The 20951-nt window shown below is 70.0% G+C and carries 16 protein-coding genes and 1 tRNA gene; 9 read left to right on the forward strand and 8 right to left on the reverse strand.

Annotated elements, in window-relative coordinates:
* Positions 1 to 30 precede the first annotated feature (30 nt).
* Genes ACE3OG_RS00145 through gpW form a run of 3 tightly spaced genes read left to right on the forward strand, consistent with a single transcriptional unit; the run spans position 31 to position 3477 of the window.
* Complete coding sequence (locus tag ACE3OG_RS00145) at positions 31 to 1323, forward strand: phage portal protein (RefSeq protein ID WP_374305633.1); 1293 nt, start codon at positions 31 to 33, stop codon at positions 1321 to 1323.
* Positions 1320 to 3086 (forward strand): prohead protease/major capsid protein fusion protein, encoded by a 1767-nt coding sequence (locus tag ACE3OG_RS00150; RefSeq protein WP_374304882.1) that lies wholly within the window; start codon positions 1320 to 1322, stop codon positions 3084 to 3086. Before ACE3OG_RS00145 ends, ACE3OG_RS00150 begins: the two co-directional genes overlap by 4 nt.
* The gene (gpW, locus tag ACE3OG_RS00155) at positions 3079 to 3477 is read left to right on the forward strand and encodes a gpW family head-tail joining protein (RefSeq protein WP_374304884.1); all 399 of its coding nucleotides are present in this window, start codon (positions 3079 to 3081) and stop codon (positions 3475 to 3477) included. The genes ACE3OG_RS00150 and gpW overlap by 8 nt, the downstream gene beginning before the upstream one ends.
* Before the next feature lie 85 nt (positions 3478 to 3562).
* On the opposite strand, the gene ACE3OG_RS00160 is transcribed toward gpW, so the two are convergent.
* The 8 genes from ACE3OG_RS00160 to topA all read right to left on the reverse strand — a co-directional run bounded on the left by ACE3OG_RS00160 (position 3563) and on the right by topA (position 13482).
* A tRNA-Gly gene (locus ACE3OG_RS00160) sits at positions 3563 to 3636 on the reverse strand.
* 24 nt (positions 3637 to 3660) lie between these two features.
* Positions 3661 to 3996, reverse strand: a complete 336-nt coding sequence (locus ACE3OG_RS00165) for a hypothetical protein (RefSeq protein WP_374304886.1) — start codon at positions 3994 to 3996, stop codon at positions 3661 to 3663.
* Positions 3993 to 4160: a 50S ribosomal protein L33 gene (rpmG, locus tag ACE3OG_RS00170; protein WP_012592792.1), complete on the reverse strand. Its 168-nt coding sequence runs from the start codon at positions 4158 to 4160 to the stop codon at positions 3993 to 3995. Before rpmG ends, ACE3OG_RS00165 begins: the two co-directional genes overlap by 4 nt.
* Before the next feature lie 102 nt (positions 4161 to 4262).
* Positions 4263 to 5459 (reverse strand): MFS transporter, encoded by a 1197-nt coding sequence (locus ACE3OG_RS00175; RefSeq protein ID WP_374304888.1) that lies wholly within the window; start codon positions 5457 to 5459, stop codon positions 4263 to 4265.
* A 16-nt stretch (positions 5460 to 5475) separates the two neighbouring features.
* Complete coding sequence (locus ACE3OG_RS00180) at positions 5476 to 5919, reverse strand: DUF983 domain-containing protein (protein ID WP_374304890.1); 444 nt, start codon at positions 5917 to 5919, stop codon at positions 5476 to 5478.
* Positions 5920 to 6097: 178 nt separating this feature from the next.
* On the reverse strand, positions 6098 to 7864 hold the full coding sequence (locus ACE3OG_RS00185) for a hypothetical protein (protein WP_374304892.1): 1767 nt from the start codon (positions 7862 to 7864) through the stop codon (positions 6098 to 6100).
* A gap of 365 nt (positions 7865 to 8229) precedes the next feature.
* A complete protein-coding gene (gene rnr, locus ACE3OG_RS00190; protein WP_374305635.1) occupies positions 8230 to 10557 on the reverse strand; it encodes a ribonuclease R in 2328 nt (775 codons plus the stop codon).
* Between the two features lie 54 nt (positions 10558 to 10611).
* Positions 10612 to 13482: a type I DNA topoisomerase gene (gene topA / locus ACE3OG_RS00195; RefSeq protein ID WP_374304894.1), complete on the reverse strand. Its 2871-nt coding sequence runs from the start codon at positions 13480 to 13482 to the stop codon at positions 10612 to 10614.
* Positions 13483 to 13740: 258 nt separating this feature from the next.
* Here topA and ACE3OG_RS00200 point away from each other — a divergent pair, with 258 nt between their 5' ends.
* The 6 genes from ACE3OG_RS00200 (at position 13741) to dprA (ending at position 20900) form a co-directional block, all read left to right on the forward strand.
* Positions 13741 to 14688 (forward strand): aspartate carbamoyltransferase catalytic subunit, encoded by a 948-nt coding sequence (locus ACE3OG_RS00200; RefSeq protein WP_374304896.1) that lies wholly within the window; start codon positions 13741 to 13743, stop codon positions 14686 to 14688.
* Between the two features lie 19 nt (positions 14689 to 14707).
* Positions 14708 to 16024 carry a dihydroorotase gene (gene pyrC / locus ACE3OG_RS00205; protein WP_374305637.1) on the forward strand — a complete coding sequence of 439 codons (1317 nt, stop codon included), beginning with the start codon at positions 14708 to 14710 and terminating at the stop codon, positions 16022 to 16024.
* Between the two features lie 137 nt (positions 16025 to 16161).
* On the forward strand, positions 16162 to 17667 hold the full coding sequence (locus ACE3OG_RS00210) for a hypothetical protein (protein ID WP_374304898.1): 1506 nt from the start codon (positions 16162 to 16164) through the stop codon (positions 17665 to 17667).
* Positions 17668 to 17827: 160 nt separating this feature from the next.
* A complete protein-coding gene (ppk2, locus tag ACE3OG_RS00215) occupies positions 17828 to 18931 on the forward strand; it encodes a polyphosphate kinase 2 (protein ID WP_374304900.1) in 1104 nt (367 codons plus the stop codon).
* Between the two features lie 72 nt (positions 18932 to 19003).
* A complete protein-coding gene (gene plsY / locus ACE3OG_RS00220; protein ID WP_374304902.1) occupies positions 19004 to 19618 on the forward strand; it encodes a glycerol-3-phosphate 1-O-acyltransferase PlsY in 615 nt (204 codons plus the stop codon).
* A gap of 7 nt (positions 19619 to 19625) precedes the next feature.
* On the forward strand, positions 19626 to 20900 hold the full coding sequence (dprA, locus tag ACE3OG_RS00225; protein ID WP_374304904.1) for a DNA-processing protein DprA: 1275 nt from the start codon (positions 19626 to 19628) through the stop codon (positions 20898 to 20900).
* Positions 20901 to 20951: the final 51 nt, after the last annotated feature.

A 20951-nucleotide genomic window follows, 5' to 3' on the forward strand; every position in this document is an offset into this window, starting at 1 on the left:
TGGCGCAACGCCGGGGAAACGTTCGCGCCGATCGCCGCCGGTCTCGCCGGACGCGCGACGCTGGCGCGCCGGGCGCAGTATCTCGTCGCCAACAACGGCCACGCCGCTGCCGGCGTCGCCGCCTGGACGAGCGCCCTCGCCGGCGCGGGAATCAAGCCGCAGTCTCGCGCCGCCGACCCGCAGGCGCGCAAGGCCGTCAACGCCGCCTTCACCAGCTGGACGGACGCAGCCGACGCCGCCGGCGTCCTCGACTTCTACGGCATTCAGGCGCTGATCGCCCGCAGCCTCGTCGTCGCCGGCGAGGCCTTCGTCATCCTGAGCCATGACGAAACCGGCGCGCTGCGCCTGCGCGTCCTCGACGCCGGTCAGGTCGATGGCTCCTATCACGCCGACCTTCAGGGCGGCGCCCACATCGTCGCCGGAATCGAGTTCGACGCCGCCGGCCGCCGCGCCGCCTATCACATGTGGCGCGACCCGCCCGGCCTGCCGCTGGGCGGCAGCGTCGAGCTGCTGCGCGTTCCGGCCGAGGACGTGTGCCACATCTACCGTCTCGACGCGCCGGGCATGGTGCGCGGCGTTTCATGGTTCGCGCCGGTCCTGCTGCGCCTCGCCGACCTCGACACGGCCCACGGCGCGCAGTTGGTGCGGCAGCAAATCGCCGCCCTGCTCACCGGCTTCGTCGTCGACCCGAACGGCAACGCCGCGGGCTACGCCGGCGCGCCGGACGGGCAGGGCGGCGTCGAGCCGAGCCTCGAACCGGGCGAGATGAAGGTGCTGCGCCCCGGCGAGGACGTGCGCTTCTCCGAGCCGGCGCAGATCGGCGCCGAGGCGATCGACTTCCTGAAAATCACCGCCCGCGAGATCGCGGCCGGGCTCGGAATTCCCTACGAGCAGCTGACCGGCGACCTCAGCGGCGTGAACTACAGCTCGATCCGCGCCGGCCTCGTCGAGTTCCGCCGCCGCGCGGAAATGCTCCAGCTTGCGACCATCATCCATCAGTTTTGCCGCCCCGTCTGGCGGCGCTGGCTCGCCGCCGAGATCCTCGCCGGCCGCATCCACGCGCCGGGCTTCGAGCGTGATCCCGAGAGCTGGCTGGCCGTCGACTGGCTGCCGCCGAAAAACGACTGGGTCGACCCGCTGAAGGACGCCCAGGCGGAAATCCTCGCCATCGACGCCGGCCTCATGAGCCGCCGCCAGGCCGTCGCCGCCCGCGGCTACGACCTCGAGGCGCTCGACGCCGAGATCGCCGCTGACGCGGCAGCGGCCGAAGCGCTCGGGCTCTCCTTCGCAAAACCCGCCGATCCCGCCGCGGAGGTGAAATGACGCAGCCCATGCAAACCCGCCGCGCGCCCGGCGCGCCGTCGAGCTGGAACGCCGAGACCCGCACTTTCGACGTCATCTTCGCGACGCCCGCGCCCGTCGCCCGCCGCGACGCGCGCGGGCCGTTCGACGAGGTGCTCGACCTCGCCGGCCTCACGCCGCGCAGCCCCGCCCTGCCGGTCCTCGACGCGCATAACCGCGGCTCACTCGTCGCCCAGCTCGGCACGGCGACCAACTTTCGCCTTGAGAACGGCGCGGCCGTCGCGGCCGTCACGCTCTCCGCGGCCAATCCCGCCGCCCAGCGCCTCGCCGACGACCTCACCGCCGGCCAGAGCTTCGGCGTGAGCTGCGGCTACGTCGTCGAGGCGCAGCGCGAGGCGACCGTCGACGGCCGCCGCACCATCATCGCGACGAAGGCCAGCCTTCTCGAAATTTCCCTCGTCCCCGTGGCCGCCGATCCCGCGGCCGGCATCAGGAGCCTGCCCATGCCCGAAATCGAACCGCCCGCCGATCCCGCCCCGCCGCCCGCGCCCGTCGAGCGCGGCGCGCTCAATCAGGAAATCCGCAGCCTCGCCCGCAACTCCGGCCTCGACGCCGCCTTTGCCGACGCCCAGATCGACGCCGGCGCGACGCTGGAAGCCGCCCGCGGCGCGGCCCTCGACGCGCTGATCGCCCGCTCGGCCGCGGCCTTGAACGTGCGGACCCAGATCGTCGCCGAGCATGACGCGCCCGAAGCCCGCGCCCGCGCCATGGGCGAGGCGCTTTATGCGCGCATCAACCCGGCGCATGTCCCGTCCGCGCCGGCGCGGCAATTCACCGGCATGAGCCTGCCCGACCTCGCCCGCGACGCCCTGCGCCAGCGCGGCGCGCCGACGACCGGCCTTTCGGCCGCGACAATCGTCGAGCGGGCGCTTAACACCACGAGCGACTTCCCGCTGCTGCTCGGCGACACGGTCGGCCGCACGCTGCGCCAGGCCTATGAGGCCGCGTCCTCGGGCCTGAAGCAGGCCGCGGCGCGGCGCATGGCGAAGGATTTCCGCCCGATGCGCCGCCTGATGTTCTCGGCGCTGCAGACCCTCGATCCGGTCAACGAGGCCGGAGAGTTCACGTCGGGCGCGATGGCCGAGGCGGCGGAGACGTGGAAGGTCTCGCCCTTCGGCCGCATTCTCGGCCTCACCCGCCAGGCGATCGTGAATGACGACCTCGGCGCCTTCGCCGACCTCACCCGACAGCTCGGCCAAAGCGCGGCGCGCTTCGAGGCCAACGCTCTGGCCGCGCTTCTGGTCTCGAACCCGGTCATGAGCGACGGCAAGGCGCTGTTCCACGCCGACCATGGCAACACCACCCCCGCCCTCAATCTCGAGGATCCCTTCAATCTCGACGCCGCGCGCCGCCTGATGCGCCGCCAGACCGGCCTCGACGGCGAGCCGATCGCCGCCACGCCGAAATTCCTGATCGTCGCGCCGGAGCTCGAGACGCAGGCGGAGCAAATTCTCGCTTCGCTCACGCCCCGCCAGGTCGCCGACGTCAACCCCTTCGCGGGCAAGCTGACGCTGCTGGTCGACCCCTATTTGACCGGGCTGCAATGGTATCTCGCCGCCGATCCGGCGCAGATCGACGGCCTCGAATATGGCCACCTCGAGGGCGCGGAAGGGCCGCAGATCGAGACTCAGGTCGGCTTCGACGTCGACGGCGTGCGCTTCCGCGTCCGCCTCGATTTCGGCGCCGGCTTCGTCGACTGGCGCGGGTGGCACCGCAATGGCTGACGTCGCCCAGCGTCTCGCCGAGGCGGAGGCCGCGCTGCACCTGCTGCTGCTCGGCCAGTCGGCCACACTCGTCACCGCGGACGGCTATTCGACGCAATTCAAGCCGGCCGACGAGGGCCGGCTGCGCGCCTACATCGCCGAGCTGCGCGGCGCGCCTGTGCAGCGGCTCGTCGCCAATCTCGCTGGCGTGCCGAAGCATGTTCGCAACATGGACGCCCGCGCCGGCGGCATTTCGGAGGCCGACGACGCCGGAGCCGATCTCGACGCCATCAGGTCGGCCGCGGCGCATTCGCAGGCGTCGACGACGGCCCGCTACGTCCGAGGGACGATCGGCAAATCTCGTCAGGTTGCGCAGCTTCGCGTCGCGCACCGAGAGAAGAACGCTTCGTAAACAGGAATGGGGAACGCGATAGGGAACGTGGGGAACGCGAGTTCAACGGCAGAACGGTTAAACCTTTGTTCCGTCACCGGAATTTTGGAGCGGGCGAAGGGAATCGAACCCTCGTATGAAGCTTGGGAAGCTTCCGTTCTACCATTGAACTACGCCCGCGCGGCCGAGCCGCAGACTTAAGTCTCAAGAAATCAATGTCTTGAGACCAAAATGTACCGTATTCTGCAAGGTTTCGCGCGCTTGCGCAAGCTGCGCGCCACGAAAAGCGCCGGAACGCTGCATCGGCGCGCTCACGCGCGAGTTAACAACAGCGTCGCCGATCAGATGGGCGGTCCAGTTCTGGGGCCAGCGCGTCAAGGGGACGGCGAGAAAGGCGGCTGCGCCCGCCGCGCAGGGACCTGCGCCTGCGGCTTGAGCCGCGCAAGGTTCGAGCAGGAAAGCAAACGAAGACGCCGGCCATGCGGCCGGCGTCGCGAACGAGAGCTGCGGCCCCGCCGGATTGTCCGGCGCAGGGCTCACTTGATCTTGGTTTCCTTGAACTCGACGTGCTTGCGCACGACCGGATCATATTTCTTGAAGGACAGCTTCTCGGTCTTCGTCCGGGCGTTCTTCTTGGTGACGTAGAAATAGCCCGTGTCCGCCGTGGACAGGAGCTTGATCTTGAGCATTGCGGCCTTGGCCATGGCGGCGGTCCTTCGACATAAATCAAGCGCCCCGTCCGCTCTGGTGCGAGCGGCGGGCGCGAAAAGCCTGAGGGCGCGACCATAAGGATCGCCGTCTCAAAGTCAAGGCGGCGCGACGCGCGCGCCCTTCGCCGGCCGCATGCGGCCGGCCTGCGTCGCGAGCGCAAGATAAAGCGCGACGAGCGCCGCGCAGGCGAGAAAAAAGCCGCTCGGTCCGAGCGCGTCCATTCCTGCGCCGACGATCGGCGGGCCGGCGAGCATTCCGGCCGAGTAGAGCATCACGAAAGCCGCGTTGACGCTCGCGAGCTCCGTTCCAGCGTAGCGCGCCCCGAGATAGCCGAGGGCGAGCGCGTAGAAGCTGCCGACGAGGCCCCCCCAGAGCGTGAGCAGGACGGCGAAGGCGAGGCCATGCGGCGCGAGGACGGCGAGAACAAGCGCCCCGACGAGGCCTCCGACGGCGACGCCGAGCAGGATGCGGCGTCGGTCGCATCGGTCGGCGAGCGCTCCCATCGGAAGCTGGAGCAGGGCGGCGCCGAGCGCGAACAGCGTCACGAACCAGGCGCCCGCCTCCACGCTCCCGCCCGAGCGCAGGGCGAACACCGGCAGAAGCCCGAACCCCGCCGTCTCGATCGCGCCATGCAGCAGGCCGGCGAGGGTCGCGACGGGCGCGACGAACAGAAAGCCGAGCACGGAGGCGGCGGCGCGCGCCTCGAGCGGCGGCGCGGAGCCGCTCTGGAAAGCGATCGGCGTCGCCGCGAGAAAGATGAAGACCGCGGCGAGAAAGGGCGCGGGGCCGGCGGTCCCCACCAGGGCGAGGATGAGCGGGCCGGCGGCGAAGCCGAGCGCGACGGCGGCGGCGTAGATCCCAAGGATCGCGCCGCGCCGCTCAGGGGGGGCGACCGCGTTGATCCAGTATTCGCTGAGCACGAACAGAACGGTGAGGCCCGCACCGAAAATGGCGCGCAGGCCGAGCCAAAGCCAGTAGTCGTCCCTGAACGCCATGGCGCCGAGGCAGCAGGCGCAGACCGCGATCGCCCCGATGAGCAGGCGGCGCACGCCGAAGCGGCGCGCGAGGCCTGGAATGAAGCTGGCGCTCAGCAGCGTCGAGACGCCCGCTGCCGCCGTGTTGAAGCCGATCGCGCGCGCCGAATAACCCTGCTCGCCGAGACGGATGGCGATCAGCGCGATGGTGAGCGAAAGGCCGACGCCGACGAGCGCCACCGTGCCGATGGCGCAAACGATCGCCGCGCAGGGCGCGCGCCCCGCTCCCGCAGCCGGACGGCTGCGAACTTCGAGCATGGGCTGCGTCAGGCGTTCAGGCGGGCGCGGCGGCTTCGACGGTCGATTGCGGTTCGCCCTCGAAGCCGTGCATGCGCAGCGCCCATTGATAGGCGACGAGGGCGCCCTTGATCCGCGGCAGGAACCAGAGCGACATCATGAGAGTGAGCGTCGGCCAGAACAGCGCGTGCAGCCAGATCGGCGCGTCGGGCCAGAACCCTTCGACGGCGAGCATCAGGGTGCCGATCACATGGCCGACGACGACGATCGTGGCGTAGGGCGGCGCGTCGTCGGCGCGATGATGGTGAAGCTCCTCGCCGCAGGCCGGGCAGGCCGGATTGACCTTGAGGAAGCGGCCGAAGACGCGGCCTTCGCCGCAGGCCGGGCAGCGTTGGTTGAAGCCGCGCCGGAGCGAGCGCCAGACGGGACGCGTCTGCGGGTCGGCGACGGGATGCGCGAGGCCCTGGGCGGGGGCGGCCATAAGAGTCTCCTGTTCGGGCGTAGCCTAATAAATGAGCGCCTTCGTCGCCGAAATCAACTTCCTCGCGCTTGACCGCGTCGGCGGGCGGACGCGCCGGCTCCTTTCAACGTCAAGGAAAGGCCGCCGCGACTTCGGCGCGGCGGGAAGCCAGGGAACGGGTCTCCGACGCCGCGTCGTCCTAGTTCGACGGAAGGGCGAGCTTGTAGGTCACCTTGACCGTCGATCCGCCGACGGAGCCGTCCTTCCCGGCGCATGTCAGCGAATAGGGCGCCGGGGCGGGCAAGGGCGAGGTCACGAGCGCGCCGCCGCTGAATTTGCCGCCGTTCGACCATGTCGGACCCGCGCGGCAGACCTTGGCGCCCGTCGCCGCGTAAGTGAGCAGCGCGGAGCCGCCGACCGTCGTGGCGTTGGGCGCGACGGCGAGAAACCAGCTCATCGAGCCGCTCAGCCCGGAAGCGACGCTGGCCGGCGCCGAGGTTCCGGGCGCGACGACGTTATAGACGAAGGAAATCTTGTGTCCCGATCCCTTCACTAGCGCAGCCGAGCGCATAAGGTCCTGTAGCGTCGAGGCGCTCCACCGGTTGAGGCTGAAGGCCGCGTCCGAGATGACGACGCCGGAGTTGACGCCGACGGTGCTCATGCGGATCGGGACCACGGACGTCGAGGCCGCGAGGTCGGCGAGGCTCACGGAGGTCAGGGCGACGTTCTTGTAGCCGGGAAGGGCCGGGTGCGACCCTCCGGGAAACCGGATCGCCGGGTAGATGTAATTCATGAAGGACGAATCATAGGTCGCCTTGACGTTGCGGATCGTCACGCCTTCGGACTGCAGGAGATCGAGGAGGCCGTCAGGACGATGCGACTCATAGCCGTCGACGAGAATGTCGAATCCGCCGATCTTGAGCGACAACGCGTTGCCGCTATTCTGGCCGCCGTCGTTCTTGTCTCGCGCGACGCCGAGCCGGACGCCATAGTCGATGACGTCGACGATGGACACGCCCTGGGTGACGAGGCTCGCGTCCGTGATCGCGCCGTCGTAATTCAGGTAGAACAAATGAGGCGGGGCGAACCATTTGCCGACCCCGCCGGGGCTGCCGCCGCTCTTGGTCTGCAGGTCGCCATATCTGTGGGAGCGGACGCCGGCGAACGTGGAGTTCCTGACCGTGCCGTTGAAGCCCATATACGTCCCGTCGAAATCGATGTCGCTGAAGGTGAGATTCGACGGAATCGCGCTGGTCGTCGCGTCGATCGGCGACGAGGCGGTCACGGTCTGATTGTTCTTCGGGCCGATGTTGAAGGAAAACACATTGGGGGCGAAGGCGTCGACGCCGGCGTTTTGCGGCGCGAAGACCTTCAATCCCGAAACGGTCACGTTCGCGGTCGTCCCGCGAAAATGGAAGATCGCCGCGGACATCACCGGACCGGTCCAGCGCGGGGTTCCGCGCGCTGCGCCGTCGGCGAACTTGACCCCGCGGTTGCGGGACAGCCAGAGCCGCAGCGTCCCGTCGTTGAAAGCCCCCGCCTGGGGCGTCATGGCGGAGGACGGCGAGGAAATGAAAACGCCGTCATTGTAATAGCCGCCGGTGCGCGGATTGACCGGAACCACCGCGGAATACTGGATCCGCCAGTTTTTCAGCGTCACGTTCGAGACGTTCGCGAGCACGAAGGCGGGAATGAAAAGATTGTCGACGACGATCTTTCCCGTCCCTGAAAAGATGACGGTCGTCTTGTCGTCGATGAAAATGGGACGCGCGATGTCCGACCCGATGTGGGCGAACACCGGGCAGTCCACGTTGAGCGCGAAAGCGGCGTTTTTGGCGGCGGCGAAGGCCTTGGCGATCTCCTTCGCGCTGTCCTTCGTTTCGTCGCACGTCGCCCATTCCCTGATCGAGCGCAGCGGAAGGGAAAGCGCGGCGGCCGGGGCTCCCAGACCCGCGGCGAGCGCCAAAGTCAGAATAAGGCGAAATTCTGGCGGAAGACGAAAGGTCGGAGGCGGATTTTTACGCTGAAATTTGAAGGCGGGGCGATTTTTGGAAGTTGGGAAATTTTCTTTTATTCTAAAATAATTCAGTATCTTACGAAATCTCACGCCGCTGGTTAAGCCGCCGGCGCTGAAGACGGGAAGCGCCTTGCGCAGCGAAAAGCATAACGGCCTCATATGACGCCTCGTGAATTATGTCGATATTATCGTCTCCTGTCGTTTGAAGAGTTTTAAATGATAAAAGTTGCGTAATCATCATCACAAATTGGTGAGCGTCCCGCCTGCGCGAAGGGACCTGCGCGAAGGGACGCGACGGAAAAGGCTTGTTCAGTTCAGCGTCGCGCGGCCTTTTTCCCCCGCCTCGCCGCCTCGCGCGGGCGGGGCGAGCCGCCTTCGACGAGCTCGAAGCGCAGCGCGCCGGCGAGCGGGGCCGCCTCGACGAGGCGCACCGTCACGACGTCGCCGAGGCGATGCGTCCTGCCGCTGCGGGCGCCGACGAGCGCGCGCAGCTTCTCGTCGTGCCGGAAATAATCCTCGCCCAGCATCGAGGCGGGAATGAAGCCGTCGGCGCCGGTGTCGGCGAGGCGGATGAACAGGCCCGCGCGCGTCACGCCGGAGATGCGCCCCTCGAAGGAGGCGCCGATCTTGTCGGAAAGATGGGCGGCGATGAGACGCTCGATCGTCTCGCGCTCGGCGGCCATGGCGCGCCGCTCGGCGGCCGAGATGGAGGCTGCGGTCTCCGGCAGCGTCTGGCGCGCGTCGGCCGGCAGGCCGTCGGGGCCGAGGCCGAGCGCCGAGATCAGCGCCCGATGGACGATGAGGTCGGCGTAGCGGCGGATCGGCGAGGTGAAATGCGCGTAGCGGCGCAGGTTGAGGCCGAAATGGCCGTAGTTCTCGACCGCGTATTCGGCCTGCGCCTGCGAGCGCAGCACCACCTCGTTGACGACGTGCTCGTGCTCGGTGTCCTTCACCTGGCGCAATATGCCGTTGAACTGCTGCGGCTTCAGCACCTGCCCCTTGGCCAGCTTGACGCCGATGGTGGCGAGGAACTCGGCGAGGTTGTTGAGCTTTTCGAGGCTCGGCTCGTCGTGGACGCGATAGACGAGCGGCTGGCGCCTGGCCTCCAGCGTCTCGGCGGCGGCGACGTTGGCGAGGATCATGAACTCCTCGATGAGCCGGTGCGCGTCGAGCCGCTCCGGGATGAACACGCGCGCCACCGCCCCGGCCTCGTCGAGCACGAGCTTGCGCTCGGGCAGGTCGAGGTCGAGCGGCCCGCGCGCCTCGCGCGCTTTTCGCAGCGCCGCGTACGCCGCGTAGAGCGGCTTCAACACGGGCTCGAGGAGCGGCGCGGTCGTCTCGTCCGGCGCGCCGTCGATCGCCGCCTGGGCCTGCGGATAGGCGAGCTTGGCCGCTGACCGGATCATCACGCGGTGGAAGGAATGGGAGAGCTTGTGCCCGTCCGCGGCGACGGCCATGCGCAGGCCCAGCGCCGGCCGGTCCTCGAGCGGGCGCAGCGAGCACAGGTCGTTCGAGATGCGCTCGGGCAGCATCGGCACGACGCGGTCGGGGAAATAGACCGAATTGCCGCGCTCCATGGCCGCGCGGTCGAGCGGCGTCCCGGGGCGCACATAGGCGGCGACGTCGGCGATGGCGACGCGCAGCTCGAAGCCGCTGGGGTTCGCCGCGTCTTCGTCGGGGGCGGCGAACACCGCGTCGTCGTGGTCCTTGGCGTCGGCCGGGTCGATCGTCACGAAGGGGACGTCGCGCCAGTCCTCGCGCCCCTCCATCGTCGCCGCCTGCGCGCGCTGCGCCTCGGCGAGCGCGTGCGGCGGAAAGACATGGGGAATCTTGTGCGCGTGGATGGCGATGAGGCTCACCGCCTTCTCGCTGTCATAGGCGCCGACGCGCTCGCGCACCTTGGCCTGCGGCAGGCCGAGCCGGCCCGAGCGCAGGCTCTCGCAGGCGACGAGGTCGCCGTCCTGCGCCTCGCCCTCGTCGCCCGGCGCGACCATCAGCTCCCCTTTCGCGAGAGCCTTCTTGTCGATCGGCGCGACGCGCCCGCCGCCGCGCGGCGAGGCGCGGAAGACGCCGAGGATCTGCGTCCGCGCCCGCTCCAGCAGCTTGACGACGCGTCCGGAATAGGCCGGCTCCGGAGGCTCGGCGCCATGGATCGGCTCGACGCGCAAAAGCGCGCGGTCGCCGACGGCCGGCGCCGGCTCGTTCGGCCGCCTGCGTCGGGGCAGGGCGACGACGATCTTCGGCGACGGCCCGTTCGCCTCGTCCCAGTCGCAGGGCGCGGCGAGGAGGTCGCCGTCGCGGTCGCGGCTGAAGATGTCGGCGAGCACGCTTGCGGGCAGGGCGCCGGCGCGGTTGAAGCCCTTGCGGCGGCGCTCGACGGCGCCTTCCTGCTCGAGCTGCTTCAGCATCGCCTTCAGCGCGACGCGGTCCGCGCCCTTGACGTCGAAGGCGCGCGCGATCTCGCGCTTGCCGATCCGCGCGGGAAGCTTTCGCGCCCCGGGCTCCGCCGCGGCCTCGCGCTCGCGCGCGATGAAGGCGATGACGTCCTCACGGGTGGGCGGCGCCCGTCCCGCGGTCTGTTGCGCTTTCGGGGCGCTTGCGCCGGGCGCCGCGGCGCCGGCGGATGTCGTGCGTTTCTTAATCTCGATGTCCGTTTGCGTTCACGCGCCGACCGATTCGGCCGGCGCGGCGTAAGTCTAGAACGGCGGCGGCTCGTCGTCCCCCGCCCGGGGCGAAGGCGAGGACTTTTTCGCCGCCCCTTTTTTCGCGGGGGCCTTGGCGCCGGCCGTCTTCGGCGCGGGTTTGGCGGCCGCGGCCTTCTTCGGCGCGGCCTTTTTCGCGCCGCCCTTTGAAGCGCCCTTGCCGCCCTTCTCCTCGACGAGGCGCAACGCCTCTTCGAGGGTGATCGTCTCCGCGGAGGCGTCCCCCTTCAAGGTGGCGTTGACCTTGCCCCAGTTGACATAGGCGCCGTAGCGCCCGGCCCGCACCGTCACCGGCCCGCCGCCCGGATGCTCGCCGAGAAGGCGGCCCTGAACCGCCCCGCCGCCGCCCGCCGCCTTGGCGGCGAGGAGGGCGACCGCCTGTTCGAGCGTGAATGTGGTGGGGTCGGCGTCCTTGGGCAAGGTGGCGTTGACCTTGCCCCAGGCGGCGTAGGGGCCGTAGCGTCCGGCCTTGACGCTGATCTGCCCGCCCGCGGGATGCTCGCCGAGGACGCGCGCCGGCGCGTTGGCCGAATCGCCGAAGCGGCGGCCGGTGAGCCCGCTCTCCTTGGCGACGATGAGGTCGATGGCGCGATTGGCGCCGATCGAAAGGATGTCCTCGTCCTTGCCGATGTTGGCGTAGGTCTTGCCGTGCTGCACGTAGGGCCCGAAGCGCCCGATCCCGGCGAGGATCGGCTCCTTCGTTTCGGGATGGCGGGCGACCTCGCGCGGCAGGGAGAGCAGCCCGAGCGCCTGCTCAAGCGTGAGGTCCGCGGGCGAAATGGTCTTCGGGATCGAGGAGCGCTTCGGCTTCTCGCCCTCGCCCTCCTGCACATAGGCGCCGAAGCGCCCGTCGCGCAGGGTGATCTCCTCGCCCGTGCCGGGATCGAAGCCGAGCGACTTCACGCCCGGCCGCGCCCCCTCGGCCTCCTCGCCGTCCGGCGCCGAGAGCGTGCGGGTGTATTTGCATTCGGGGTAGTTCGAGCAGCCGATGAAGGCGCCGAACTTGCCGAGCTTGAGCGACAGGCGCCCGTTGGCGCAGGAGGGGCAGGCGCGCGGATCGCCCCCATCCTCCTTCGCCGGGAAGATATGCGGCCCGAGCAGCTCGTTCAGACTGTCGAGCACCTCCGTCGTGCGCAGGTCCTTGGTGCCGGCGATCGCCGCCGAGAAGTCGAGCCAGAAGTCGCGCAGGACCTGCTTCCAGTCGATCTCGTGGTTCGACACGAGGTCGAGCTTCTCCTCGAGGTCGGCGGTGAAGTCATAGCCGACGTAGCGGGCGAAGAAGGCCTCGAGGAAGGCGGTGACGAGCCGCCCCTTGTCTTCGGGGATCAGCCGCTTCTTGTCGAGCCGCACATAGTCGCGCTCACGCAGCACGGCGAGAGTCGCGGCGTAGGTCGAGGGCCGGCCGATGCCGAGCTCCTCCATGCGCTTGACCAGCGTCGCCTCGGTGTAGCGCGGCGGCGGCTCGGTGAAATGCTGGGCGACGTCGATGCGATCTTTCGACAGCGGCTCACCCTGCGCCATGTCCGGCAGACGGGCGCTCTCCTCGTCCTCCTCGTCGTCGCGCCCCTCCTGATAGAGGCGCAGGAAGCCGTCGAAGCGCACGACCTGGCCGGTGGCGCGCAATTCGAGCGCGCGCGCGCCGGCCCTGGCTTCGACGTCGACGGTGGTGCGCTCGAGCTCGGCCGACTCCATCTGGCAGGCGATGGTCCGCGTCCAGATCAGCTCATAGAGCCGCGCCTGGTCGGCGTCGACGTGGCGGGCGACCTCGCGCGGCAGGCGGGCGAGGTCGGTCGGCCGGATCGCCTCATGCGCCTCCTGCGCGTTCTTCGCCTTGACCTGATATCTTCGCGGCGCGTTCGGGACATAGGCGTCGCCGAACTCGCGGGCGATCACCGCGCGCGCGCCGGAGACCGCCTCGGGGGCGAGGTCGACGCCGTCGGTGCGCATATAGGTGATGAGGCCGACAGTCTCGCCGTTGATCTCGACGCCCTCATAGAGCCGCTGCGCGAGCTGCATCGTGCGCGCCGGCGCGAAGCCCAGTTTTCGCGAGGCCTCCTGTTGGAGCGTCGAGGTGGTGAAGGGGGGAGAGGGATTGCGCCTGGCCGGCTTCGCCTCGACCTTGGCGACGTGGAAGGCCGCCGCCTCGAGGTCGCGGCGGAAGCGTTCCGCCTCCTCGCCCGTCCCGACGTCGAGGCGCGAGATCTTCTTCCCGTCGGCGCCGACGAGGCGCGCCGTGAAGGGCGCGCCGCGCGGCGTGCGCAGGTGCGCCGCGATCGACCAGTATTCGCGCGGAACGAAGGCCTCGATCTCGAGCTCGCGGTCGCAGACGAGGCGCAGCGCCACCGACTGCACCCGCCCCGCCGAGCGGGCGCCGGGCAGCTTACGCCACAGGACGGGGGAAAGGTTGAAGCCGACGAGATAGTCGAGCGCGCGGCGCGCCAGATAGGCGTCGACCAGCGCGCCGTCGATTTCGCGCGGATGCTTCATCGCGTCGAGCACGGCGGCCTTGGTGATGGCGTTGAAGACGACGCGCTCGACCGGCTTGTCCTTGAGGACCTTCTTGGCCTTCAGAACCTCCAGCACATGCCAGGAGATCGCCTCGCCCTCGCGGTCGGGGTCGGTGGCGAGGATGATCCTGTCGGCGCCCTTGACCGCCTGCGCGATCTCGTTGAGGCGCTTGGCCGACTTGACGTCGACGTCCCACAGCATGGCGAAGTCGGCGTCGGGATCGACCGAGCCGTCCTTGGCCGGCAGGTCGCGCACATGGCCGTAGGAGGGATAAACCTCATAGCCCCGCCCGAGGTATTTGTTGATGCTCTTGGCCTTCGCCGGGGATTCGACGATGACGACGCTGACTGACGGCAATAGATGAGCTCCCCGACGCCTGACCCCGCGCCGCTGCGCACGCCCGTCGGGGACGTGCGGCGGCCGGCTTTTGCTGCGGCGCCGCAAAAGAAATTTGGCGCAGAAGATGGGCGAGGGCGCCGGCTTAGTCAATTCCGGCGGGTTTTTCGCCGCGCCGGCCGGGCGCGCCGGCGAAAGCTGTGCGCAAGGCGCGGCCGGCGCCCGGCCCGGCCGCATGGGACTTCCGCGTCGCGCCCGCGCTCCTTAAAAGGGACGGCCATGGCCACCGACCCAAAGCCCGTCTTCCCGCACCGGCACCTGCTGGGGATCGAAGGCCTTTCGCCGCAGGACATCGTCGCGCTGCTCGATCGCGCCGAGGAGGCGGTCGAGCTCTCCCGCCAGGTCGAGAAGAAGCGCGCCACCCTGCGCGGGCGCACCCTGATCAACCTCTTCTTCGAGGCCTCGACGCGCACGCAGTCCTCGTTCGAGCTCGCCGGCAAGCGGCTCGGCGCCGACGTCATGAACATGTCGGTCGCCTCCTCGAGCGTGAAGAAGGGCGAGACGCTGCTCGACACGGCGATGACGCTGAACGCCATGCGCCCCGACATCATCGTCGTGCGCCATGCGCAGGCGGGGGCCGTGCATCTGCTCGCCAAGAAGGTCGACTGCGCGGTGGTCAACGCCGGCGACGGCGCGCACGAGCATCCGACCCAGGCGCTGCTCGACGCGCTGACCATCCGCCGCAACCGCGGCCGCGTCGAGGGGCTCACTGTGGCGATCTGCGGCGACATCCTGCACTCGCGCGTCGCCCGCTCCAACATCCTGCTCCTGACCACGCTCGGCGCGCGCGTGCGCGTCGTCGGCCCCTCGACGCTGCTGCCGGCCGGCGTCGAGCGCATGGGCGTCGAGGCGTTCCGCGACATGCGCGAAGGGCTGAAGGACGCCGACATCGTGATGATGCTGCGCCTGCAGCGCGAGCGCATGCAGGGCGGCTTCATCCCGAGCCCGAAGGAGTATTTCCGCTTCTACGGGCTCGACGAAGAGAAGCTCGGCTGCGCCAAGCCCGACGCCCTCGTGCTGCATCCAGGGCCGATGAACCGCGGCGTCGAGATCGATTCGAGCGTCGCCGACGGCGGCCAGAGCCGCATCAGGGAGCAGGTCGAGATGGGCGTCGCGGTGCGCATCGCCGTGCTCGGCGCGCTCGCCGAGCATCTGCCGAACGGATGAGGCGGGGGCCATGTCCAAGATGAAGATTCCCGCCTCGCCCTCGGTCGCCCATCAGCCGCTCGCCCTCGTCAACGGCCGCCTCGTCGACGGCGCGAAGCATGACGGCGAGCGCGGCGGCGTGCTGATTCTCGACGGACGCATCCTCGACATCGGCGAGGGCGTCGAGCCGCGCAGCCTGCCCGTGCATGCGCGCGTGATCGACTGCGGCGGCGACCTCATCGCGCCGGGCCTCATTGACCTGCGCGTCTTCGTCGGCGAGCCGGGCGCCGAGCACCGCGAGACGATCGCCTCCGCCAGCGCGGCGGCGGCGGCGGGCGGCGTCACGACGATCCTCGCCCGCCCCGACACCAGTCCGCCGGTGGACGATCCCGCCGTCGTCGATTTCCTGCTGCGCCGGGCGCGCGACACGGCGCGGGTCAAGGTGCTGCCCTGCGCGGCGCTGACGCAGGGCCTGCGCGGCGAGGAGATCGCCGAGATCGGCCTGCTGCGCCAGGCCGGCGCCGTCGCCTTCTCGGACGGCGCGCGCCCGATCGTCAATTCGCGCGTGCTGCGCCGCGCGCTCTCCTACGCGCGCGACTTCGACGCACTCGTCATCCATTACGCGCAGGACCCCGACCTCGCCGAGGGGGTCATGAACGAGGGCGAGTTCGCGACGCGCCTTGGCCTGTCCGGCGTGCCGCGCGAGGCCGAGGCGATCATGCTCGACCGCGACATCCGCCTCGCCGCGCTGACGGGCGCGCGCTACCACGCCCCGCTCGTCTCGACGACGCTCTCGCTCGAGATCATCGCGCGGGCCAAGGACGCCGGCCTGCCGGTCACCTGCGGCGCCTCGATCAACCATCTGACGCTCAACGAGAGCGACATCGGCGACTACCGCACCTTCCTGAAACTCGCCCCGCCGCTGCGGCGCGAGGACGAGCGGCGCGCGCTCGTCGCGGCGCTCGCTTCGGGCCTCATCGACGTGATCGTCTCCGACCACAATCCGCAGGACGTCGAGACCAAGCGCCTGCCCTTCGCCGAGGCCGAGGACGGGGCGATCGGCCTCGAGACCATGCTCGCCGCCGGCATGCGCCTCGTGCGCTCGGGCGACGTGCCGCTGCGCCGGCTGATCGGCGCGCTCACCCAGCGCCCGGCGGAAATCCTCGGCCTGCCGCAGGGGCGGCTCGAGGTCGGCGCGCCGGCCGACCTCATCCGCTTCGATCCCGACGAGGCCTATGTCGTCGACCCCGCGACGCTGCGCTCGCGCTGCAAGAACACCCCCTTCGACGAGGCGGTGATGGAGGGCAGGGTGAAGCTCACGCTGGTCGATGGTCGGATCGTCCACGACCAGGAGTGAGGCTTCGCCGGGCGCGAAAGCCCGGCGCAAGGACAAGCCTCTTGATTTACACCGTCGCGGCGCGCCGGATGCGTCGTCGAAGCTTGGAAGGCGCGCAGATGGCGAATCGCGGTCGAACGTCGAAGGCGCGCGCATGCGTGGCGATTCCCCTGCTGCTTTTCGGCGTCGCCCTCCTCGCAGGCGAAGCCGCCGCGAGCGACGACGCGGCGCGCAACCGGCTCGCGCGAACGGACTGCGCGCGCGGCGCCTTCAAGGACTATCATCTGCAAGGGCAGGGCGGCGATCCGCCCGCGGACTACAAGGGCCGCGTGTTCAAGCTGTCGCAGGACTATCCGGTCCAGATCCCGCCGCCGGAACATTATCCCTGGCTCGACATCCCCTTCAGGGACGGCGGCCCGGCCGATCCGCAGGCGTATCTGCGCGCGCTCCTCGCCTATGGGCTCGAGGGCAACGTCGAGGCGGATTTCTACGTCGAGGACAACAAGGTCCGCAAATGGTACGGCATGCCGTGGATGGACTGGAACACCGAGGTCGCGTCCGACTGGCCGGGCACCGACGGGCGCGAGTTCGTCCATGGCTTCACCCATGAATTCGATTCCTCCGGCGACACGCTGAGCACACTGCAGCATGAGTTCGTCGACACCTGGTCGGGCGCCTATCTGAACGACCGCGCCGCCTTCGCCGTCGGGCAGGTCTATTGCGACCCGAACGATCCGCAGCCCGGCGCGCTCAACCCAGACCCGACGGGGCTCAACAATTTTCCCGACGGCGCCTTCATCATCAAGCTGCTGTTCTCGACGGTGACGGAGGACGAGCTGCCGATCGCCAAGGGCGCGCTCGAATGGACCGCCGACGTCTTCGTCAACGACGACCCGCGCTGGCGCAACGAGGGGCCGGCTTCCCGCTTCGCGCGCAGGCCCGGCAAGATCCGCCTGATCCAGATCGACGTGTCCGTGCGCGACGAGCGCAGCCTGACCGGCTGGCTGCTCGGCACCTTCGGCTATGACGGAAACGCGGAAGGCGCGAGCCCATGGGCGCGCATGGTCCCGCTCGGCCTGCAATGGGGCAACAATCCGAAAGTGACGTTCGCGCAGACCTGCGCCGGGCCGGAGGGACCCTGCGACCGCTCGAAGCTGACCGAGCAATGGATCAACGAGGACGCCGCGGCGCGTCTGACGCGCGCGCCGCTCAACTTCAACCATCTGGGCTTCGGCGGCCGTCTCGCCGGCCCGGTCGACAACGCCAAGGCGTCCTGCATGGGCTGCCATCAGACGGCGGGCTTCCCGAGCGCGCCGATCCTGCCGGAGTTCTCCGCCAACGGCGCCGTGTTGAAGCTCGACGCCGCGCGGCGCCCGGCGACCGACCAGAGCTTCCGCATGATGTATTACGGCAATGTGCCGTCCGGCGTCGTCTTCAGCGACTCCCAGCTCTATTCCTCGGACTATTCGCTGCAGCTGTCGATGAGCCTGCAGAACTTCGCCTCGCGCCGCTGCGGCGCGCAGGCGGGCGGCCCGGACGCGCCGCAGCCGGCGATCTGCGGCCGGCTCGGCGCCTGGGCCAGGGCGCAGAAGGCGCAGATCGACGATCTCCTCAGCTTCGGCGCGCCGGGGCCGCAGGGCGAGCCGATCCACGGCGCGCGGTGAGCGCCGCGCGGCCCGCTTGATTTAGCTCAAAACCGGAGCATCATCTAAACGTCATAATCGTTTCGTCGCGTCGTCGTCCGCAACTTCGGGCCGGCGGCCCGGCTGTCGCGTCGCGACCGCCGCGCGCGGCTGTCTCCATCCTCCAACGCGCGGACGCAACATGTCGGACACGGAAAAGCCTCAGGATCATCTGCCCGGCGCGTCGGAGGCGGCCGAGCAGACGCCGCAGGAGCTGGAGCGCAGCCTCGCCGAGGAGCGGCGCGACGCGGCGCAGGAGGCCGCGCTTTCGGCGCTCGCGCACATCAACGCCGAAACGCCCGGCGACGAGGCCGTCGAGGCGGGGGTGCGGGCGATTCTGGAAGGCGCCGCGCCCGACGACGCCGCCCTCCTTCGCCAGTCGCTCGGCCTGCCCAAGCGCAAGGGCGAGCCGCACGCGACGAGCGACGAGCTCTCCGGCGGCTGGCGCTCGGGCGCCTATCCCTACAAGTACAAGATGCTGCGGCGCGACTACGAGCGCCAGAAATTCATCCTCCAGACCGAGCTCCTGAAGCTGCAGACCTGGGTCAAGGAGGCGCGCCAGCGCGTCATCATCCTGTTCGAGGGGCGCGACGCCGCCGGCAAGGGCGGCGCGATCAAGCGCTTCATGGAGCATCTCAACCCGCGCGGCGCGCGCGTCGTCGCGCTCGAGAAGCCGAGCGACGTCGAGCGCGGCCAGTGGTATTTCCAGCGCTACGCCCAGCACCTGCCGACCATGGGCGAGATCGTGCTGTTCGACCGCAGCTGGTACAACCGCGCCGGCGTCGAGCGCGTGATGAGCTTTTGCAGCGAAACCGAATATTCCGAGTTCCTGCGCCAGGCGCCGGACTTCGAGCGCAACCTCGCGCGCAGCGGCATACATCTCATCAAGTTCTGGTTCTCGGTGAGCCGCGACGAGCAGCGCCGCCGCTTCAAGGAGCGCAAGGTCCATCCGCTGAAGCAGTGGAAGCTTTCGCCCGTCGACCTCGCCTCGCTCGACAAATGGGACGACTACACCAGAGCCAAGGAGGCCATGTTCTTCCACACCGACACCGCCGATTCGCCCTGGACGGTGATCAAGTCCGACGACAAGAAGCGCGCGCGGCTCAACGCCATGCGCTATCTTCTTCATTCCATGCCGTACAAGGGCAAGGATCTTAAGCGCGTCGGCGACGTGGACACGCTTCTCGTCGGGCGCGCCAGCGCCATTCACGAGCGCGGCGAATATGTTCCGGGCGCGCCGCTTTAAGCCGCGAGGCGCCGCGGTTGCGGCGCGGGCGGGCCGGCCTTAAGCTTCCCGCGCCCGCCCCGGACGCCGCCCGTGATCCTGACCCTCCTCGCCTTCGTCTTCGGCTACGCCTGCGGCTCGATTCCCTTCGGCCTCATCCTGACGACGCTCGCCGGCGCGGGGAACCTGCGCGCCATCGGCTCCGGCAACATCGGCGCGACCAACGTGCTGCGCACCGGCCGCAAGGACCTCGCCGCCGCGACGCTGCTGCTCGACGCGGCCAAGGCCGCGCTGCCCGTGCTCGTCGTCTCCTTTATCGCCTCGCGCCGGCTCTCGCCGATGGACGCCTGGCCGCCGGCGCCGGTCCTCGCCGTCGCGCTCGGCGCCTTCGTCGGCCACATCTTTCCGGTCTGGCTCGGCTTCAAGGGAGGCAAGGGAGTCGCGACCTTTCTCGGCGCGCTGCTCGCGGTGAGCTGGCCGGCGGGACTGGCGTTCATGGCCGTCTGGCTCGCCGTCGCCTTCCTGACGCGCTACTCCTCGCTGTCGGCGCTCACGGCGAGCGCGGCGACGCCGGTGGTCCTGTGGCTGCTCGGCCAGCAGGGCGCGGCGATCGTCTTCGCCGCCATGGCGGCGCTCATCTTCTTCAAGCACGCCGCCAATATCTCGCGCCTGCGGGCGGGGACCGAATCGCGCATCGGCAAGGCGTGAGGCGACCGTGACGCGCGCGCGCGCCTTCTCCGACGCCGAGCGCTTCGACCGGCTGCGGCTGTTCCGCAGCGAGCGCATCGGCCCGCGCAGCTTCGCGCGCCTCATCGCCCGCTTCGGCTCGGCCGCGGCGGCGCTCGACGCGCTGCCCGGGCTTCCCGGCGCGGGCGCCGCGACGCTCGCCGCGCGCGACGAGGTCGAGGCCGAACTGGAGGACATCGCGGCGGCGGGGGCCGAGCTCATCTTTCTCGGCGAGCCCGACTATCCGGCGCTGCTCGCCCGCATCCACGCGCCCCCGCCCGCGCTGACCTTCCGCGGGCGCAGAGAATGCCTCAGGCGCTCGATGGTCGCCATCGTCGGCTCGCGCAACGCCTCGGCGGCCGGACTCGCCTTCGCCGAGCAGATCGCGCGCGAGATCGGGCGCGCCGGCCATGTCGTGGTCTCGGGGCTCGCCCGCGGCGTCGACCAGCGCGCCCATCGCGCGACGATCGAGTCCGGCACGATCGCCGTGTTCGCCGGAGGCCTCGCCGAGGTCTATCCGTCCGCCCATCGCGACCTGCTCGAGCGCATCCTCGCCGAGGGCGGGGCGCTGAGCGAGATGCCGTTCCGCTGGGAGGCGCGCGCGCGCGACTTCCCGCGCCGCAACCGCATCGTCGCCGGCCTCTCCCGCGCCGTCGTGGTCGTCGAGGCGGCGCGCCGCTCCGGCTCGCTCATCACCGCCTCCTTCGCCGCCGACGAGGGACGCGAGATCTTCGCCGTGCCGGGGTCGCCGCTCGATCCGCGCGCCGAGGGTCCGAACGATCTGCTGCGGCAGGGGGCGAGCCTCTGCGCGCGCGCGCAGGACGTGATCGAGGCGCTGGAGCGCGACGACGCCGCAGCCTGCGAGCCCGCATCTTCGCCGCTGCGCCTGGGCGAGCGGCGCGAGGCCGACGCGTCTTTGTGGGACGAACTCGACGACCTTCAAGGCGACGTCCTGCCGGATTTCCTCGCGGACCGGACGCCGGAGCGGCGGGACGCGCAGGACGTGGCGAGGCCGGCCGCAACGCCCCAAAACGCGCCCGCCCGACCGGAAGCCGGGCGAGGCGCCGCGCGCGAAGAAGCTCGCGGGGATGTCGCCGCCCGCGTCCTCGGGCTGCTGGGGCTCGCGCCGGTCTCCGCCGACGAACTGGTCCGCGCCGCCGACGCGCCGGCGCGCGAGGTGCGGGCGATCCTGTTCCGGCTCGAGCTCGAAGGCCGCCTCGAGCGGCACGGCGCCGACCGCGTCTCCCTGCGCGCCGAACCCTGACGCGTCCCCTCTCGCGTCGCGCAAGGACTTGGACCTAAGCTGGGCTCGAAT

The organism is Methylocella sp. (assembly GCF_041905455.1).
Taxonomy (GTDB): domain Bacteria; phylum Pseudomonadota; class Alphaproteobacteria; order Rhizobiales; family Beijerinckiaceae; genus Methylocapsa.

What these genes read in the sequence shown, in the direction of transcription:
- ACE3OG_RS00150 (WP_374304882.1), top strand. Translation starts at nt 1,320, where the DNA reads ATGACGCAGCCCATGCAAACCCGCCGCGCGCCCGGCGCGCCGTCGAGC.
- gpW (WP_374304884.1), top strand. Translation starts at nt 3,079, where the DNA reads ATGGCTGACGTCGCCCAGCGTCTCGCCGAGGCGGAGGCCGCGCTGCAC.
- rpmG (WP_012592792.1), bottom strand. Translation starts at nt 4,160, where the DNA reads ATGGCCAAGGCCGCAATGCTCAAGATCAAGCTCCTGTCCACGGCGGAC.
- ACE3OG_RS00175 (WP_374304888.1), bottom strand. Translation starts at nt 5,459, where the DNA reads ATGCTCGAAGTTCGCAGCCGTCCGGCTGCGGGAGCGGGGCGCGCGCCC.
- ACE3OG_RS00180 (WP_374304890.1), bottom strand. Translation starts at nt 5,919, where the DNA reads ATGGCCGCCCCCGCCCAGGGCCTCGCGCATCCCGTCGCCGACCCGCAG.
- ACE3OG_RS00200 (WP_374304896.1), top strand. Translation starts at nt 13,741, where the DNA reads ATGGCCACCGACCCAAAGCCCGTCTTCCCGCACCGGCACCTGCTGGGG.
- pyrC (WP_374305637.1), top strand. Translation starts at nt 14,708, where the DNA reads ATGAAGATTCCCGCCTCGCCCTCGGTCGCCCATCAGCCGCTCGCCCTC.
- ppk2 (WP_374304900.1), top strand. Translation starts at nt 17,828, where the DNA reads ATGTCGGACACGGAAAAGCCTCAGGATCATCTGCCCGGCGCGTCGGAG.